The following is a 17,785-nucleotide window of genomic DNA, read 5'->3' as shown; positions in this document are numbered from 1 at the left end:
CGGGGGATACTACAAAGGAAGCAAACCCTCAGCCTCCCGGGGATTCCCGGCTCCGGATACATACACCAGGAGCTCTCCCCGGGTCGGCCAGGGCTTCTACCGGGAGGGTATCGGCTGCCCTGGGAGATTTGCTTAGACTTTGTACGCCCCGGCACCTTTGTTTCGAAGCTGCTCAGAGCGGTCCATCTGTCTTAGTCTCTGTACACCCGGGGAACCCTCTTGCTTATCGCGCAGGTTATCTCATAGGGGATGGTGTCGAGCTTTTCGGCGAGGGTTTGGGCAGATTCGAATGCCTTAGGCCCGAAAATAACGACCTGATCATACCGATTTACCCCCGGGTGTTCCCCCGATCCCCCGGGGCCCAGATCTAGGAGACATTGATCCATGCAGATGGTACCCACCTGGGCAGCGGCACCCTGGGAGGTGGTCATCTGGATCCGGTTGCTGAGCCCGCGGAACAATCCGTCGGCGTAACCCACCGGCAGGGTCGCGATCCTTCTGAGGTCCGGGGTCACATAGGTGTGGCCGTAGGATAGGCCCCTACCCGGGGGCACCTCCTTTATATAAGACACTGAGGTTCGCAGTTCCATGACCGGCAGGAGATTTGCCAGGTGTTGCTGATGTTTCCCTGGAGGGTAACCGTAGGCCATGATCCCCGGTCGAACCATGGTACACCGGAACTCCGGGTATTCCAGAATACCCGCAGAGTTCAGCCCATGAACCAGGGGCGGTCGAATCCCCTCATCAGAAAGACGGTTCACAACCTGATCAAACAGCACGAGTTGGTTCCGGGTAAAATCCCGGTGCTCTTGGGTATTTCCATCCGCAACCGGCAGGTGGGTCGCGATGCCCCGGAGACTGAGTTCCGGGGTCTCTTCAATTGACCGGGCAAGTGCCAAGGCCTCCTGGGGCTGGCAACCGATGCGCCCCATACCAGTGTCAACCTTCAGGTGGACATTTGCCCGGTGGTTTGCAGCCATATCGGGGTGTCGTGCTTTCAGGTCAGTGAGTTTACGGGCGGTAGACTTGATGAGCTCAGAATCACCCAGAAAGAGGTCGAGGTTCAGGAGCAGGGCCTCCTCCAGTTCATCAGGCATGGGCAGGCTGTACAATAGAATCGGTATGCCAATCCCCGCCTCTCGGAGAATCCGTGCCTCGGATACCCGGGCTACACCCAGGCAGTCCACTCCCCAGGATTCCGCCTCCCGGGCAACGGCTACCGCTCCATGACCGTAGGCATCGGCCTTAACAGCGAGGCAAATTGCTGTGTCTATTGGGTGTAATTTTTTTACTATATCCAAATTGTGTCTAAGATTCGGTAGATAAATAACGGCATGGGTTCCCTGCATACTGCTATAGTATCCCAGGAATGCGGGCGTATACAATTGGGTACACCCCTCTCCAGCGCCTTAGGGTTAAAAGTTTTGTTACACTGAGAGGGTATAAAAGTACCCCCAGGAATTTGGAGTCCTGCCAAGGGACATGGTATATTGGTAGTAGGACTATGATTACCCGAAAACCCCTCTTAGGGGTCCTTTTTATTACAAGTATTCTCGTTTTTCTCGGGGCTTGCAGCGATCCCGCCGGGTTGTTGCCGCGTATTTCCCGGGGCGTCGAGCAGGGGGTAGTATTCTCCCTTGCCGGGGTTCAGGTACGGGATGGCGCGGTCTTGGGGGCGAATAGTCGGCTTCAGCTCTCCCTCCGCAACCCCGGGGATCAGGATACCAGAATCCGCCGGGCAGAGTTCTTGCTCTTGGATGACCAGATGCAGGCTTTGGAGGAGTTAAAAACCCTGGAGGGTGTTTTGGAAGAGACCCTGGGAAGCCAGGAGATCGTTCTTCCCCCCCTGCTGAGTCCTGGAATGTATCTGGTAGAGTATTCACTCTTTCAGGATGAGGGGGATTTAGAGCCCTTCCGCACCGGATATCTGACCTTTTTCTCCCTCTCCCAGGATCAGCTTCCGATCATCTCATCGGTGTCGTCCTATCCGTCGGCCTTCATCGCCGGCGGCATGGGCATGCTTGAGGCCCGGGTTACCCTGCCCGAAACCTATCCCGACGACTTTAGGCCCTACTTCCGCTGGACCCAGGATGGCGAGGTGCTTGGCGAGGGTACGGGAGTGCCGATTGAGCAGGGATTCCAACAGGTTATAACCGTACGCTCCCCGGATAAATCGGGCATCTATTCCGCCCAGGTGGAGGTGTTTCCTATGGTTCCTCCCGATGAGGGTGGATTCAGTTTTTCGGCACCCATCACCCAGCAGGTTGAGGTTGTGGTAAGCAGTTCGGCGGCTGTTACAGAGGGTGTTCACGATTCCCAGGATTTCCTATTTCTCCTGCCATTCAGTGGCACCCTGGACATTATCGGGGACCGGTCACCGGAGATCTCCTCCACCAAGGAGCTCTTGCCGGGGCTCCGGAACCAGACCTTCGGGTATGAATTCCTTCCGGATAGATGGATTGAGCTGGCTGAGTTCTTATTGCCGGTGAATTCCGAGGGTGCTCTCCACAACCACACCTTCCTGGCTGATCTGGTATTAGATTTTTTACCCCTGGAACGAGGCGTAGAGGTCTTCTCGACCAGGACGGCGGGGACGGGGCTGGAGTACCGGGTGGAGATTACTCCCCAGGGAGCCTTGGGGCTTGAGTTCATAACTCCAGGGGGTTCCCAGGGGGTATTCACCCCGGGGGGAGTAATCCAAGAATCGGAGTTGGCTCAAATCGGTATTTCTGTGTACGCTCTAGAGCCATCCCGCTATGGAATTCTTCTCCTCGTGAACGGAGTGATCTACGCCAGCGGTGAAATACAAGTTCCCAACCTGGGAGCAGGTACAATCCCGGGGACCACCGTCATTGGGAAAAATCTCTCGGGAATTCTCGACGAACTGGGAATCTCCTTCAAGCGCGGGGATGCCGTGGGTGTTGTGGCGGACGGGTTATTTACGCGGTATATGGAGAAAACCTACGGGGACTCCTTGGAATATGCCATGGGGTTTGAAGCTGGCCGCATTCCCCAGGGGTTAACGGTTTCAGACGGTGTACATGTGGAACCCGGGGCCCTAATTCTACCACCGGGCACCTGGATCACCCTTCCAAAATCCACATTTGAGAGCAAGGCAATGACCTTTGCACTAGCTTCCCTGCCCATGGAGGATCCGGGGCAGAACCGGCTCGAGATCCATTGGAATGATGATCCTGATACGCTGGTCCAGGTTGCTTTCGATGGGACTACTGTGGTAACACGGGATTCGAGTACCACTGTGCTCGGGTACCTGGAACAGGGGATTTCCCCCGCAGGGTTAAGTCTGAACGTTTCTGCCGTGGATGGTGCATTGCTGCTGGGTTCGGAGGAAGAGCCCCTTCGGATCTCCCTGGGTGAGACGCCAATTCAATCCCTTTCCTTTAAGATCGAACGGGTTCAGGAGGCAGAGGGTGATCTTTCTCTGCAAAATCTCCTGGCTGTCCGCAACGGACGACCCATAATTCAGGATATTATACAATCCCTTCAGTAGATCGGGTACAATCCTAGAGCATTCCCGCATACACCCCTCATAAGCGCCGAGGAGGCTGCATGGTACTCAATACACCTATATAGTGCACAAAAGGTTGTAACGTTTCGCCTTAGCCACGCTACCAGTGGATAAAAACCCGGATGGTTCCGCTATTTGTAGGGTAGTTTACAACCTTTTGCGCACTAAGAACTCCTAACCTTCCATGCCGGAGGCAGTGCCTCGGCACTGTTTTCGGTGTGGTGCTGGGAAGGGAGGGGATAGGGATAGCGATGGAGATGGGCAATGGTACATTCTTCTACGCATTACCGAAAAAAAGGCTTTTGCAATTGACCACATTCTTGCATAAAATGAGGTATCATGCAGAATACGCCCGGCTGAACAAACGAGGATGGTGTGCCGGGAGAATTGTAAGGAGCGGGTATGCGGAACACACTAGTTGGCCTGTTGAGTTGTTTATTGTTGATCTCAGGTGCCATGGTCTGGGCACAAGAGTTTTCTGAAAAGCAGGACCTGGCGATCTTCAATCTTAACTACTATGGGGCTCCGGTTTCCAACGATGTTCCCAGTCTTTCCATTAAGAGCGAGGGAAAGGGTGGTAGCTTCAGTCTTGAATTGAAGGGAAGCGGCTCGGAGCAGACCGACCGCATTTTTCAACAGGCTGTGGGTTCAATCGATGCGAGTCTCCGGGAAGTGTTTATTGAGCTTGGGCGCTTCAATGTCATCGGGTTGCCCCAGCGGCTATCCTCATCGGATGTCCAGGCCTTCATTGACGGAATTCAGGAGATTAAAGAATCAAATACTGAGATTCCGGAAGAGGTTCGATTGGGCCAGGTAGCCTTTACGGAGGCTCAGTTCAACCGCTTGGTAGGGAGTTTCATTGTTGTGATTCCCTCGGTAACCCAATACAGCCAAATCTTGGAAGAGGACGGAGACTATAAGACGAGTATTTCCACCTCCTTCTCCTTCATCAATGTACAGGAATATAAGAATTTCGCAAGCTTCACCATAGAGACCACGGGCTACGATGAAAATGCCTTCGATTCCATGAAAAGCGCGGTGGATTCTATTCCCGGACAACTGGAGTTTCAGATCCGTTCGGTTCCTGAGTTTCAGATTAAAACCGCCATCATTGAGGTGTTAGGCGGCAGGGTCTATCTGGAATTCGGGAGGAATATGGGATTGCAGCTCGGTGATGAGTACCGGGTTCTGCGGTACAGGGATGTGGCGGGATACAATGCCGAGGATCCTGTCGCTTTGTTGGTTATTGAAGAGATCCAGGAAAATTTTTCCGGGGCGAAAATCATCTATGCGAAGACACCCCTGGTTCCTGGGGATCAGCTGCGAGAGATTCCCCGAATGGGTGTGACCCTGGAGCCCTACTTCAATGTGGTGGTTGCATCTCCGACGGAAGATGGGTTCTTGGGTTTTGTAGGGCTTCGTACGGCAATTTCCCGGGGATTCTTCGGTCTGAGACCTGCAGCGGGGTTGGAGTTTGTACTGGGTAATGTGGGAAGTATACGCGGTTTGATGGGGAGCCTATGGGCGGGTGGAGAATACAGCCTCTATCTGGGACGGCTGCGTCCCCACATCAGCGCCGGGGTAGGGGTAACCGGATTTTTTGACCCCACCGGTGAATCCGATCCCCTCCTGAGCCACCTTTATTTGAATCTCAAGGCCCGGGTAGGGTTTTTGGTCACAGACAGCGTGGAAATCATTGCCGAGGGGGGCTATGTTCATAATCTATCCTTCGGGAGTTACGGGAGCTTCGGCGGGATTCTTGCCGGGCTTTCGGTGCTGTTAAAGTAAGTAATGCGTAGTGCGCAAAAGGTTGTAAACCACACCAGATATAGCGGTGTAACCGAGCAATCTACCCTTGGGTGGTGTCGCCGGGGTGAATAGTTACAACCTTTTGCGCACTATGTAAGGAATGCTGGGGGTTCGGAAAAACGGGTGTTTGCTGGAACCTCACGGGTCTTCAGGAAGATGTATGGAGGGATTTGTGAATAGGCTGCATAAGTATTGGCTTTTTGGGTTGGTGTTGATTCTGGTGATGGGATGCGCGTCTACACCCCAGCCGGCGGATACCCGGGATTATTATCTCGGTACCGGTCGAGCCGGAGGGTTGGGCCCCGCCATGTCTGCTGCAAAGATGGATGCGGTCCGAAATGCGGTGATCGATTTGATCGGAGAATCTGCGGAGGCTTCTAACCGCGAGCTTCTGAACGAAATCCTCTACAGTACGACGAATCCGAACCAGTTTGTATATGCCGAGTCCATGGAGACCCTTCGGAGGGAAAACCTCGGGACCGTTGATGAGATGGATATGATTTATGACCTGCGTATCCGGGTGAATGTGCCGAAAGTACGCCAGATTCTGGAGGTAAACGGTATTTCCGGCGATGCCGGCGGTCGGGGACTCCAGGGTGGTGCGGCAGCGGATTCGAATCCCCCCCAAACCGCAAGCCAATCTGAGGCGCAGGCTGAAGAACCGGTATTTCAAGAACCGACGGCTCAACAGCGCCAGTTTTTGCAGCGCTATCTGCAAACCATGACCTACATGGTGTACTACAATGAAGAGGCTATTGCAGATCCATTCTTGATAAAGGCTGCCTTAACCCAGGCAAACGGCTACCTTGCAAGTCAGGGATACACCGTTATTTTTCCGGAACAGATCGAAACCTTGAAGGAGGACGCCCGGATTGCCTATGAAGAGCAGACCGGGCAAGCGCGTTCGCTGATGCAGTATATAGCCCAACGCCTCAATGCCGATGTGTACATCGAAATTGACGGTTCTACGACCTCATCAACCAACGGCTCAAACTACTACGGACAGGCGATTATTACCCTGAATATTTTTGAAACCTCTACGGGACAGCTTCTGGGTTCGGTTCCCTATACCAGTCCGAGAACCCTCAGTAGGGTTGATGAGTTTGATGCCGTTTCCAATGCCCTGCAGTCCTCGGTTTACCAGGCCATGCCCCATGCGGTAAACCAGAGCACAACGGTGCTGGCTAAGCAGTTCGAGATGGGGATCCGGTACGAGGTTGTGCTGATTAACACGCCGGATTCCCGGCTCATGAGCGACCTGCGCAGAGCTCTGCGGCGTAAGGTTACGGATGTAGAAACGGTAGCTCAGACGGCCGAGGAAACCCGGTATGTAATTCACTTCTACGGGCGGGTGGATGAATTGGAAGACATGATGTACGACACCGCCGATCTGATTCCGGGCTTACAGAACTTGGATCTTGTTCTTACCCGGGGGAAGACCCTAACCTTCGATACGGGCTTGTAAGGCGGGGGACGTTGAGGGTAATCCCGGGTCGGCAGCAGGTATCTACTGCCATGGCGATGGATGGTCGTCTGGAGATTCCGGAGAGCTGAATCCTTAGTGTTTTATGGTACGAAGAAGCCGTGCGTTGAAGGATCTTCAGGGCTGAAAAAATCCCCGTTTGGGATATAGTCATAATACAAAACCCCTGAAAGCAGGGGAGGTTAGTCAGGAGGACAATGTGAAGAAAACAGCAATTACTCTAGGGTCGGTATTAGTACTGCTTGTATTGATAGCAGGATGTGCAGGGGGGCCTCGGTCTCCATGGACTGTAGTTGATCATCAGAATCTCCAGCTTGGCGGTGACATTCCAACCTGGGTAACCAAGTCCACAGGGGAGCTTGAACGGGAACGGGAGTTTGAAGAATCCTACGTATTTAAGCTTGAAGCCTTTGGACGGGATCTTACCGGAGCAAAAACCCAAGCCAATCTCTTCGATGTTAATTCCGAGGTTGCCAGGATGATCGAAACCCGGGTACAGCAGAAGTTTGCCGGTGCTCAGGTTGGAGATAATAACCTGGTAGAGAGTTACTTTGAGAATACTGTGAAGATACTAACCGATGCACGGATTCAGGGGCTTCGGAAGTACGGCGACTTCTGGGTATTTCGCATAAATAAGGAGTCCGGTGAGGAACAGTACGCCTATTACACCCTGTACACCATTGATCAAAGTCGGGTGGATCAGCTCATCCGGGATGCGATCAACGGCCAGGAAGCAGATACCGAGGAAGAAAAGACCGCCCAGGAACGGGTTCGGGAGATATTCGCCGAGGGGCTGTAACATAATCGCCCTCGTACGGTTCATGTACTGGGGCCGGTGTTCTTTTGTGGCGGGTAGATCCATGTTCCTTCCAAGTCTTCGGCTTGACCGGGACAGTGGGGATACCCGCCGCGAGGTTGTGCGCAGACCGTTGTAGCAATATCCATTGGCGGTGCTACCCGGGGCGGACCACAGTGAACCCCGGTCTATCCGGTGTAGGTTGCGCGCTTTTTCCTGCTATCACGTGGTTCGAGAGCCCTCCAGCGATAGGGGTGTCTAGTACTGCTGCGCTGGGACTGTAAACCATGGTGTACCCGTGAGTCCATTATGAAGGTAGGTTCAGAAGCTTGGTTGGGAGAGTAGATATGGGAGTATTTGTAAGGCGGAAGCGAAAAATGCGCGGTGAAGGGTTGCCTTCTTGGGGTAGCGGGTTGGTTATACTGGGGCTTGGATTGCTGATGATCGGCTGTGCAAGCGGCAGGGTAACCCAACAGGTGCCTGAGTGGGTACTTTCCACGCCCCAGGGCGGGGATGGCCAAGAGATCTTCGTCGTGAGCGGAAACAATCCCCAGGGCAATCTGACGGAAGCAGAGGAGGCAGCGTCTGCTGCCCTGTTGAGTGAAATTAATCAGTACCTCGGGGTAGATATAACCCAGGTCGCAACCAGCGAGGGCAGAGGCTCCATCGACGCCTATGAAACGGAGATAAAAAATACCATAACCTTGCATGCTACGGGACTGGTCACCGGTCTGCGTATTGAGGACCGGTATGTTCTCGAAAATGCGAATGGTATTACCGTTTTTATTCTTGCAGCCTATGACCGGTTAGAACTGGAAAAGGAACGTCAGAAACGCCAGGCATTGTTGGAAGAAAAAGAGGATGCTGTTTCTGTTCCCGAAGAGAAGGGGGACGATGCCCTGGCACAGGGCCGGTATTACCAGGCAGCGGTGAGTTTTGCCGAGGCCGCCGCCGCCGCCCTCGGTTCGGATATTAGAAATGCAGATGTGAAGTTTGAACGTATCATTACCAAGTTGACCCAGGTCATACAGGAACTGGAACTTCGGATCCTGGAGGTACCGGAACAGTTGGTGGTAAACCAGCAGAACCAAGCCCAATTTAGCTTGGGCGCGTACGTGGGTGAACAACCGGTGTCCGGGGTGGATCTCCGGGTCAGTTTCCGGGAGGCTCGTAATTCCGGGCGGGCACGGATTCAATCGATACAGGTCAAGACCAACCAGGATGGGCGTGTGGGTGTTCAATTGCCTCCTCCTACCCTGGTAGGCAGGCAGGAGATTTCGGTTCAACTGGATATTGCCCCCCTACTCAGACCCCTGGAATCGGTACCCCGGGAAAAGCAAGGGATGGTTGATGCCCTGCTTGATGCGGCTGCCGGTAAAATCATTCAGGTTCCCTACGAGGTGATAAGTCTGGCCCGGGAGATACCCCTGGGGGTCTATGTGATAGATACCGATGTTGCTGGAAATGCCATTGAAGACCAGCGGGCAACGGCCCAGGGCATCATTCAAGAGCTGTCCGGAGCCGGCTTTTCTGTACGGCTCCTGGGGTTGGATCCCCGGGAGGTATCGCCAGAATTTCAGGTGGTGAATGCCACGGTGGAAAGTCAAGGGAGTGCAGCCGTACAGCGATTGGTTATTGGTACTGCGTCCCTGGTGAGTGTTGAACAGCGGGACGGTTTTTTAGTCCAGGTTTCGGGAACCGTAGAGGTTTACGACCGTCGTTCCGGAGAGCTGCTGTACAGCCGGTCGGGCATAAAAAACAGCCAGGGAGCATCTAGTGCCCGGGCGATAAGTTCAGCGTTCACAGCCCTGGGACGGGATTTTGGGGCATTGATGGTCAGTCAATTGCCCTGAAGTCACTTATGTAAGCTGGAAACTCAAGCGGTTTTGGTTGAATCCAGAACCGCTTTTTTTATTACCCCAGGATCATCCCCGATCATTCCCCAAACCCCCGCATTGCTCAGGGCAACCGCATCCTCGTAGGAATTTACCGTCCAGGCAATAATCGGACGGGCCGGGGGATTCTTTCTTGTTACCATCGCCAAGGCCTGGGGAACATGGGGCTTTTCAACGGTCGTGCGGCCCAGGTAGCGACCAAACCCCCGGCGCAAGAACCATGGGACATCGGAGTGGTGAGAGTAGATGATTGCTCGGGAAATACCCGGCCAACGTCGGGCGAAATGTCGGAGAATCAGGGGATTGAAGCTGGATACCAGGCAGCGGTCCTCTATGCCGTGGCGATAAATAAGGCTGCCCACACCTTCTACCAGGGCGCTGTTGGAGGTTTGCTCTTCCTTGAGCTCAATATCAAACATGAACTCCTCTCCGGCGGTCTCGATAAATTGGGAACATAGGGGCAGCCGTTCACCCCGGAACGCCGGATTGAACCAGCTGCCGATATCCACCCCGGCGAGGGTTGAGTAATCCTGATCCCTGATGATGAGCCCTTCACCCGATACCCGGAGAAGATCCGGATCGTGACTGACTACGATCTCGCCGCTTCTGCATACCCGGACGTCAAATTCCACCGCCCGGAAACCGGCATCCTTCAGGGACTTCAAAGCTGCGAGGGTATTTTCGGGGGCGATGGCTGAGTAGCCACGGTGGCCGAAGATGACCGGTTCCTGACCCTTGTTGAACCGCATCATCAATCCTGGTCCTGGGAGTCCTGTAGGTCAGGGGAGTCCGGGGAGTCCGGGGAATTCTGCGTGTTCGGGGCGTCCTGTAGGTCAGGGGAATTCGGGGCGTCCTGGGAATTTGGGGAGTTCGGGGCGTCCTGTAGGTCAGGGGAATTCGGGGCGTCCTGTAGGTCAGGGGAATTCGGGGCGTCCTGGGAATTCGGGGAGTTCGGCTGCCCGGCCTTCCCCTGGGCGAGGCGCTGTTTTAATGCGGCAAGCTCGCTATCCGCTTCCTGATCCTTGAGAGTACGTTCCAAGGCCGTTTCATCGGCGGATTTTCCGGCCATGGATTGCAGGGCCTGGAGCAGCTGATTCGGGTCGGTACCCGAGGGACGGTTCTTCCGGCGGGAGAACGCCTGGCTGATCTGGCTTTTAACCCGCTGAATCTCCCCGGTAAGACTGTCGGACTCAGCCTTGAGAGCCCCTAACCGCTGTGCGAAATGTCCCAACTCCTCCTGGGCGTTCTGCACCAACTCTTCCTGGCCCTGTTCCCGGGCGAGATTCAGGCGGTTCTTCCAGGTCTCATAATCGGTAATACACTGGGTAATTGACCGGTTCAGGTTCTTTTCGGTCAATAAATACTGGGCAAGCTGGTCTCTGAGTTCTTCCAGGGTCAATCCCTCGAAGGGGTTCGTATCTTCGGTTTCCATACCATGAGGATAGCCCAGCTTTGGTAGAGCGTCCAGTCTTGGGTGTTCTAGGGTGATTCCACTGTCTCTGGATCTCGAACCTCCCTGGCAAACCCTGGGAATTTCGGATACCATGGCAGCATGCAGCATGCCCTAGGACTCCAAAACGATTGTATCGCCGCCCTGGCAACCCCCCTGGGAGAAAGCGCCTTAGCAATAATCCGGACATCCGGAGCGGGCTCCATTGAAAAACTCGCCCAGCTCTGCGACCGCCCGGAGAAACTATCCCGGGCCGCCGGCAATACAATCCTCTACGGTCATATTCAAGATCCCCAGGGGTCAATCATTGACCAGGTTCTGTTCTCTGTTTTTCGGGCGCCCCATAGCTACACCGGCGAGGATGGCGTGGAAATATCCTGCCATGGCAGTATTCCCGGCGTGCAGGCGATTCTGGAACTCTTATTCAGCCATGGATTCCGTCAGGCGGAGGGGGGTGAGTTTACCCTCAGGGCATTTCTGAACGGTAAAATGGATCTAACCCGGGCTGAAGCCGTGCATGAGATCGTCTCGGCAAGAACCAAAAAGGCCCAGAGCATGGCCATGGCACGGCTATCCGGAACCATCGAGGAACGGATCAATACCTGGAAATCCGAGCTTACCGGGGTAATGGCTGCCGTATCCGTTCAGCTTGATTATCCCGAGGATGAGGTGGAAAGCCAGCCCATACCGGAACAGACCATCCGAAATCTGATAACCCAGATACGCGAGCTCTCGAGTACCTATCTTACGGGGCGTTTGTTTCAGCAGGGAGCCCTGGTTGCCCTGGCCGGTCGGACCAATGCGGGAAAATCATCCCTGTTTAATGCCTTTTTACGGGAGGACCGCTCAATCGTATCCGAGATCCACGGAACTACCCGGGATTACATTGAGGCTCCCCTATCCCTCCAGGGCATACCCATCCGGTTGGTGGATACCGCAGGGCTGCGGCGGATCGATGAGCTCATTGAAAGTGAGGGCATCCGGCGTACCACCAGAGTGGTCGAGTCCGCAGACCTGGTAGTGTACGTGGTGGATGGTTCGGTTGGACTGGAGGAGGAGGATCTCCAGCATATAGAGGGCATGAAGAGCCGGGGGACATCCTGGGTTGGGGTGTGGAATAAATGTGACAAAAAGGATTATAATCCCCCTCCCGAGGAATTCATCCAGCTCAGCACCCAGCGGGGCCAGGGGATCATGGAACTCCAACAGGTTATGTATCACCGAATCACCGGAGGCCAGATTGGTTCCGCCGGGGATGGGGGCGATGCGGTTATCGACTCCGCCCGGCAGCACCGACTGCTGGAAGAATGTGCCGAGTTCTTGGGCCATGTGGAGCAGGGAATCGCCGATCAGATGCCACTGGATGTAATTGCTCTGGATGTCCAGGGCGCGCTGAATAGCCTGGGAGAGATCACCGGTGAGGTTACCCGGGAGGATGTTCTGGATCGGATGTTCAGCGGATTTTGTGTAGGGAAGTAAGTCCCTTTTTATTGGAGTCCACCGTAAGGAACTTTTTAACCCGTAAACGATGGTAACGGTACAGAGCAATCCCACCGAACCTAGGTTTACGTACTACAAAGGATGCCGCAAGGACTCATAGGGGTAAATATATGGATTTTGATGCTATCGTTATAGGCGGCGGGCATGCCGGAATTGAAGCCGGTTTGGCACTTGCACGATTACAGAAGAGAACCCTTCTGATAACCCAGAGTTTGGATACCATCGGACGGTTGAGCTGTAATCCCGCAGTGGGGGGATTGGCTAAGGGTAATATGGTCCGGGAGATCGACGCCCTCGGAGGGCAGATGGGGCGCCTTATTGACTCCACCATGATTCAGTTCAGGGTGCTCAACCGAAGGAAGGGGCCTGCGGTTCAAGCTCCCCGCGCCCAGGCGGATAAACAGCGCTACGCCATAGAAGCAAAAATGATTCTGGAGAACCAGCCAAACCTCTTTCTATTTCAAGATACGGTAACTGATTTTATTCTGGACACGGCGGAACGCGAAATCCAGGGGGTTGTGACCCAGCGTAAACGTAGATTTACCGCCCGGAAGGTTGTCTTGACCACCGGTACCTTTCTGAACGGAAAGGTGTATATCGGTGATGTAATCCTCCCGAGCGGGCGGCTCGGCGAACCCAATGCCGAGGGACTGGAAACACCCCTCAAACGCCTCGGATTTGCCATGGGCAGGATGAAAACCGGCACCCCAGCCCGGGTTCATAAGGATAGCCTCGATCTGGATAAGATGGAGGTGCAGTACGGCGATGAAGATATTCTCCCCTTCAGTTTTAGTCCGAATACGCCCCAGCGTCCCAATATCCCCTGTTATATCACCTATACCAGCGATACGACCCATCAAATCATACGGGATAATATGCACCGTTCACCCCTGTACTCCGGGCTGATTGAGGGCATCGGGCCGCGGTACTGTCCGAGCATCGAAGATAAGGTGGTCAAGTTTCCCGACAAGGATCGGCATCAAATTTTTGTAGAGCCCGAGGGGTTGGAAACCAAGGAAATGTACCTCAACGGCATATCTAGTTCTCTGCCGGAGGATGTTCAGGAGAACTTCATTCACACCCTGCCGGGATTGGAGCATGCCTATATCATGCGGCCGGGGTACGCCGTGGAGTATGACTACATTGATCCGAGTCAGCTCTTTCCCACCTTGGAGACGAAACTTGTTCAGGGTCTCTATGTGGCCGGTCAGACCAACGGTACCAGCGGCTATGAGGAAGCAGCGGCCCAGGGATTGGTTGCCGGAGTCAACGCAGCCCTCGCCATGGATGGCGCCCCGCCCTTTATCCTAACCAGGGCTGAGGCGTATATCGGTGTTTTGATTGACGATCTTGTTACCCTAGGCACCAAGGAGCCTTATAGAATGTTTACCAGCAGGGCCGAACATCGAATCAGTCTCCGCCATGATAGCTCGGATATGCGGCTCTTCAGCAAGGCCTTCGAAGCAGGAATGCATAGCCAGGAGCGGTACCAGGAGTTTTTGACCAAACAGCGGGGTATTGACGAGATTAAGGAACTGCTGGACCAGCGGTTCCTAGGGGAACGGGAGCTTTCACGGGCCGGGGAGGTGTTCCCTCGGGAGGAAATCAATCTTGATAAGGCAAAGGGACGTAGCTTCATGCAGCTGCTGAAGAACCCTGCGGTCAATCTGGAGCAGCTGGTTCAGCTGGAACCCTCCATCGGCCGAGACCGCCCCCTGGAGTGGCTGCGGCAGGTGGAGCTGGATGTGAAGTATGAGGGGTATGTCGCCCGTCAGGAACAGGAGATTCTCCGTTTCAATAAGATGGAACAGATGAAGATTCCCCGGGACTTCGACTACGATGGCATTCATGGGATCAGCAATGAATCCAGGGAGAAGCTTAAAAAAATACAGCCCCTTTCTATCGGCCAAGCAGGGCGTATCAGCGGCGTACGAACCTCGGATGTAGCCGTTCTCATGGTTGCCGTTGCCCGAAGACCCGGTCAGAAACCCGAAGACCGGAGTATCAGCGAAGAAATGCTGTCTGCATCCAAGGTTCAGGGATAGATCGTGGGAAGGGAAGCTAGCCTGGAGGCCTTAATTTCCCAGGGGTTAGATACCCTCGGGGTGGATTATTCTCGTCAGCAGACTGCCCAGTTAGCTCTCTATTGCAGCGAAATCCTCATGTGGAACCCCAAGCTCGGCTTGGTTGAACTTCGGGGCAGCAGTCGGAACGAGATGATGTCAGAGCTGTTAGAGCGCCATGTCCTGGACAGCCTTCTTGGGTTGCCCTTGGTGCAGCGCCTTATTGAAGACCGTCGACAGGCTACTGCCGGATTGCAGTTTGATCCTGGAAGGCCTGGTTCGGAAGATGTCTCCCCAAGTGCTGAGATAGTCCTCATGGATGTTGGCTCCGGAGCCGGATTCCCGGGTATACCCCTGGCCATTTTTTTAGGCAAGCAACCCGGTCTGAAGGTAGTTCTAGTGGAACGCAGCGGACGGCGTTGCGGATTTCTGCGCAACTGTCAGGCCCTCCTGGCAAAACCCGGTTCAGGTGTTTCATTTGAGATTCGTCAGGAGTCACTGGAGGACCAGGCCCTTCGGAGTGCTGATATTCTGACCAACCGTGCCTTCAGTCCCCTGACCCCGGATAGCTTTAGGGCTCAGTCTGCCCTGCTCAAACCCGGGGGCTTTCTTGCCCTGTATAAGGCCCGAAGAGAATCCATCAATCAAGAAGTAGGTCTTCTGGGCAAGGGTGTCTCTGATCTTGGTGAGAATTTGAGGGTTCAGGGTGATTTTACCGTCTGGAACCTCAATAGCATGGGGGGTGAACGGCATATTCTGCTCTGGAAAAACCCCGGCGATTAAAACGAGCCCAGCTTATTGAGGGCCTTTAGCAGCTCAGGCTTGTCTATGAGGTCGATAAACCTGGCTTCTACGAAGGCCTGGGCACCCTCTGAAAAGGTTCCTGCGCAGACACAGAATCCGCGGCCCGCCTTCACATCCTTTATTCTGGAATGCAGATCTCGAAGAACAAATTCTCCCACCTGCCCGGTGGTGCGGACGAAACGAAAGAGTACGATGTCCGCCCAGGAGGTAGTTTCGACCTCGGCAAGAATGTCGCAGTATTCGCCCTTGCGCACCTGGATGTCGGTGATTTTCGTATGAGCACGGCGGAAAAAGGATTCGGACATCCTCCGGCAGAGACTTACGAAGTCCGATTCCGGGGATAGGAGGAAGGTCTGAAGATGCTGGTTTCTGGAGAGCTCCGAGTTCTTCCGAAGCTGGGCTTCCACATCCTTGTACTGGGGGTTCACTCCATGAATCTGCCGCAGCAGGCCCATGGCGGAACTGACATCCTGTAGCTTCATGAGGGTGGCGGCTAGGCGGTACTTGAGCTCTAATTCTATCTCCGTCCGGATATTTTGGTGGCGTAATCCTAGCTCAAAATCCAGTTGAGCTAAATCCCACTGTTTGGATTTCATGTGCAGGGAGCCGGCCATCAGGGCGGCTTGGGGGCCGAAGGCCGGATCGGGTCTCAGATGGGTGAAGAGCTGAATCGCCATATCATTTTGACCGTTCTCGTAATACGCCTGGGCTTGGAAGTAGATGGCCTCCTTATCGTCAGCCCGCTGATCAATCACCTGTTTAAGACTCGCTATGGCTTCTCGGTACCGTTTGATTCGGTACTGGCTCATACCGAGGTACTTAAGGCTCTGAAGGTGGTCAGGCTGCAGACGGAGGGCTGCGGTAAGGCTGGCTGCAGCGCGGTCGTAGTTTTTCCGCCGGTACTCCAGATATCCAAGATTGTAATTGATTTCGAATACATCGGAGTTAAAGGTCCGGGCAATCATGAGCCCCTTATAAGCCTCTTCATAGAGTTTCAGGTTTAGGGCGGCCAGTGCCTGGCGTAGAGTAACCTGAAACTCATCGATTTCGCTGTGGCTTGAGCACATATCTACCAGGAGACTATAGGTTTTGTGGGCCTTCTCCCAATCCTTATCGTTGTAGTATATATCTGCCAGATTCAGGAGGGCTTCTGTATCCTTGGGATTCTGGGCCAACCTACGGTTTGCTTCCTTGAGCACCTGGGTTCTATCCCGGGGGCGCTTCTTTTTGGGAGCGTCCTCCTTCTTATCTCCATCGGACCTGCGGGTAAATAGGACGACAGCAATCAGGAGTCCAACAAGGATTACGGTTCCCACGATAAGAAGGGGGAGGGTAAAGGTCATAGCCCTATTATTTGTTACCTCCAATATCCTTGTCAAGGAAGGTTATGAGAACTACAATAATCACGGAGGCCCAGGGTGATTGGTATACGACTTGCTGACGGAAGCTTCTTTCCTGTTTTAGATTCTCAGAGTGCGGGGGGACGGAAGATAATTATAACCCCCGCTCGGCCAGAGAAGCATCTGGTTCGCCTCGGCTGTTACGCCGCCGAAAGGGAGGACTTTGCTGATGCGCTATTGGTAGGAACCATAACCATGGAGACCCAAGGGGATGAGCTGACCCTGGAGATGCACCCCTCTCCTGATGGGAGCGGGTTTTCAGCAACCCTGTCCGATCCCTCTTCGGGGCATTACGAGAGCGCCCAGTTCGATCCAGATAAGGCCAGAGCCCGGGCGGAGGAACCCCAAACCGATACGGATCCGGATACCGGAGTGGATCTCAGCGATGAAGATCCGGGTGATTTTAAATCCGATTTGCTCCAAGGCCTGTCCTCCCAAGAGCCGGAGGCTGATGATGAATCAGACTTCCCGGAACCAGAGATTGCCGGTGGTGATCAGGACACCGGGATGTTTTTGGAGGATGAGAGCCTCGACGGGCTGGAATTCGATGAAAGCCTGGAGCAGGAATTGGACCAGATCCAGGTGGATGCTACCAGCCCGGGTGATCAAGGGGGTGAGGCCGTCATGGATGATCTTGCCTTCCCGGATGATCTCTACGAGGATGGACTGGAGGACGAGGAAGATATTGATTTTTCCCAGGATTTGGAAGAAGCCCTGGCTGAAAATCCTCTGGAGGGGCAGGATGAGCTGTCTGCAGATGACGATTCAGCCATCTGGCGTACCCCCAGCGAGCTGACTGATGATCTTGAGGCTGATTTAGAATCGGAGTGGACGGATGAGGATTCGGATACTCCACCCTCCCAGAGACCCTTCAGGCCCCTGGTTTTTCTTGGATTCCTTCTTGCCGCCCTGGCAGCGTTATTAGGACTCAGTTATCTGGTATTTATCGGGTTGAAGGGACCGGAATATCCGCCCTTGGATAAGGTAGCTTTTTCTCCCCCCGCCGGTGTAGTGAGCGTGTCTGAAGAGCCCCCCCCGGGTCTTCTGTAAGCCAGA

Annotated in this window: 13 protein-coding genes; 9 read left to right on the top strand and 4 right to left on the bottom strand. The window is 54.3% G+C overall.

Features of this window, described 5'->3' with window-relative positions:
- Positions 1-191: 191 nt before the first annotated feature.
- Positions 192-1,349 carry an alanine racemase gene (gene alr / locus DC28_RS04215; protein ID WP_037546266.1) on the bottom strand — a complete coding sequence of 386 codons (1,158 nt, stop codon included), beginning with the start codon at positions 1,347-1,349 and terminating at the stop codon, positions 192-194.
- A 155-nt stretch (positions 1,350-1,504) separates the two neighbouring features.
- Between alr and DC28_RS04210 the strand changes: the two genes are divergently transcribed.
- From DC28_RS04210 to DC28_RS04190, 5 genes are all read left to right on the top strand, one after another.
- A complete protein-coding gene (locus DC28_RS04210) occupies positions 1,505-3,511 on the top strand; it encodes a hypothetical protein (RefSeq protein WP_037546264.1) in 2,007 nt (668 codons plus the stop codon).
- A gap of 420 nt (positions 3,512-3,931) precedes the next feature.
- The gene (locus tag DC28_RS04205) at positions 3,932-5,317 is read left to right on the top strand and encodes a hypothetical protein (protein WP_037546263.1); all 1,386 of its coding nucleotides are present in this window, start codon (positions 3,932-3,934) and stop codon (positions 5,315-5,317) included.
- 181 nt (positions 5,318-5,498) lie between these two features.
- Positions 5,499-6,803: a DUF6175 family protein gene (locus tag DC28_RS04200; RefSeq protein ID WP_052078440.1), complete on the top strand. Its 1,305-nt coding sequence runs from the start codon at positions 5,499-5,501 to the stop codon at positions 6,801-6,803.
- A gap of 217 nt (positions 6,804-7,020) precedes the next feature.
- On the top strand, positions 7,021-7,620 hold the full coding sequence (locus DC28_RS04195; protein ID WP_037546261.1) for a hypothetical protein: 600 nt from the start codon (positions 7,021-7,023) through the stop codon (positions 7,618-7,620).
- 437 nt (positions 7,621-8,057) lie between these two features.
- Positions 8,058-9,470, top strand: coding sequence for a hypothetical protein (locus DC28_RS04190; RefSeq protein ID WP_037546259.1), 1,413 nt, complete (start codon positions 8,058-8,060; stop codon positions 9,468-9,470).
- Between the two features lie 23 nt (positions 9,471-9,493).
- Here DC28_RS04190 and DC28_RS04185 read toward each other — a convergent pair whose 3' ends face one another.
- Both DC28_RS04185 and DC28_RS04180 read right to left on the bottom strand, forming a co-directional pair.
- Entirely contained in the window at positions 9,494-10,264 is a 771-nt protein-coding gene (locus tag DC28_RS04185) for a glycerophosphodiester phosphodiesterase (protein WP_081941917.1), read from the bottom strand.
- Positions 10,264-10,944, bottom strand: coding sequence for a PspA/IM30 family protein (locus tag DC28_RS04180; protein ID WP_156104570.1), 681 nt, complete (start codon positions 10,942-10,944; stop codon positions 10,264-10,266). The genes DC28_RS04185 and DC28_RS04180 overlap by 1 nt, the downstream gene beginning before the upstream one ends.
- A gap of 120 nt (positions 10,945-11,064) precedes the next feature.
- Between DC28_RS04180 and mnmE the strand changes: the two genes are divergently transcribed.
- The 3 genes from mnmE (at position 11,065) to DC28_RS15240 (ending at position 15,308) form a co-directional block, all read left to right on the top strand.
- Complete coding sequence (mnmE, locus tag DC28_RS04175; protein WP_037546256.1) at positions 11,065-12,441, top strand: tRNA uridine-5-carboxymethylaminomethyl(34) synthesis GTPase MnmE; 1,377 nt, start codon at positions 11,065-11,067, stop codon at positions 12,439-12,441.
- A 131-nt stretch (positions 12,442-12,572) separates the two neighbouring features.
- Positions 12,573-14,507: a tRNA uridine-5-carboxymethylaminomethyl(34) synthesis enzyme MnmG gene (gene mnmG / locus DC28_RS04170; RefSeq protein ID WP_052078438.1), complete on the top strand. Its 1,935-nt coding sequence runs from the start codon at positions 12,573-12,575 to the stop codon at positions 14,505-14,507.
- Positions 14,508-14,510: 3 nt separating this feature from the next.
- Positions 14,511-15,308: a 16S rRNA (guanine(527)-N(7))-methyltransferase RsmG gene (locus DC28_RS15240; RefSeq protein WP_052078437.1), complete on the top strand. Its 798-nt coding sequence runs from the start codon at positions 14,511-14,513 to the stop codon at positions 15,306-15,308.
- Here DC28_RS15240 and DC28_RS04160 read toward each other — a convergent pair.
- A complete protein-coding gene (locus DC28_RS04160) occupies positions 15,305-16,672 on the bottom strand; it encodes a tetratricopeptide repeat protein (protein WP_037546255.1) in 1,368 nt (455 codons plus the stop codon). The genes DC28_RS15240 and DC28_RS04160 overlap by 4 nt on opposite strands.
- A gap of 75 nt (positions 16,673-16,747) precedes the next feature.
- Between DC28_RS04160 and DC28_RS04155 the strand changes: the two genes are divergently transcribed.
- Positions 16,748-17,779, top strand: coding sequence for a hypothetical protein (locus DC28_RS04155; RefSeq protein ID WP_037546253.1), 1,032 nt, complete (start codon positions 16,748-16,750; stop codon positions 17,777-17,779).
- Positions 17,780-17,785 lie beyond the last annotated feature (6 nt).

This window comes from Spirochaeta lutea (assembly GCF_000758165.1).
GTDB lineage: Bacteria > Spirochaetota > Spirochaetia > DSM-27196 > Salinispiraceae > Spirochaeta_D > Spirochaeta_D lutea.
Note: the sequence above shows the minus strand (reverse complement) of the source record. Positions and strands in the feature narration are given on the sequence as shown.

Excerpts from the sequence above, each read along its gene's own strand:
- alr (WP_037546266.1), bottom strand. The coding sequence starts at position 1,349 with ATGCAGGGAACCCATGCCGTTATTTATCTACCGAATCTTAGACACAAT.
- DC28_RS04210 (WP_037546264.1), top strand. The coding sequence starts at position 1,505 with ATGATTACCCGAAAACCCCTCTTAGGGGTCCTTTTTATTACAAGTATT.
- DC28_RS04205 (WP_037546263.1), top strand. The coding sequence starts at position 3,932 with ATGCGGAACACACTAGTTGGCCTGTTGAGTTGTTTATTGTTGATCTCA.
- DC28_RS04200 (WP_052078440.1), top strand. The coding sequence starts at position 5,499 with ATGGAGGGATTTGTGAATAGGCTGCATAAGTATTGGCTTTTTGGGTTG.
- DC28_RS04190 (WP_037546259.1), top strand. The coding sequence starts at position 8,058 with ATGATCGGCTGTGCAAGCGGCAGGGTAACCCAACAGGTGCCTGAGTGG.
- DC28_RS04185 (WP_081941917.1), bottom strand. The coding sequence starts at position 10,264 with ATGATGCGGTTCAACAAGGGTCAGGAACCGGTCATCTTCGGCCACCGT.
- DC28_RS04180 (WP_156104570.1), bottom strand. The coding sequence starts at position 10,944 with ATGGAAACCGAAGATACGAACCCCTTCGAGGGATTGACCCTGGAAGAA.
- mnmE (WP_037546256.1), top strand. The coding sequence starts at position 11,065 with ATGCAGCATGCCCTAGGACTCCAAAACGATTGTATCGCCGCCCTGGCA.
- mnmG (WP_052078438.1), top strand. The coding sequence starts at position 12,573 with ATGGATTTTGATGCTATCGTTATAGGCGGCGGGCATGCCGGAATTGAA.
- DC28_RS04160 (WP_037546255.1), bottom strand. The coding sequence starts at position 16,672 with ATGACCTTTACCCTCCCCCTTCTTATCGTGGGAACCGTAATCCTTGTT.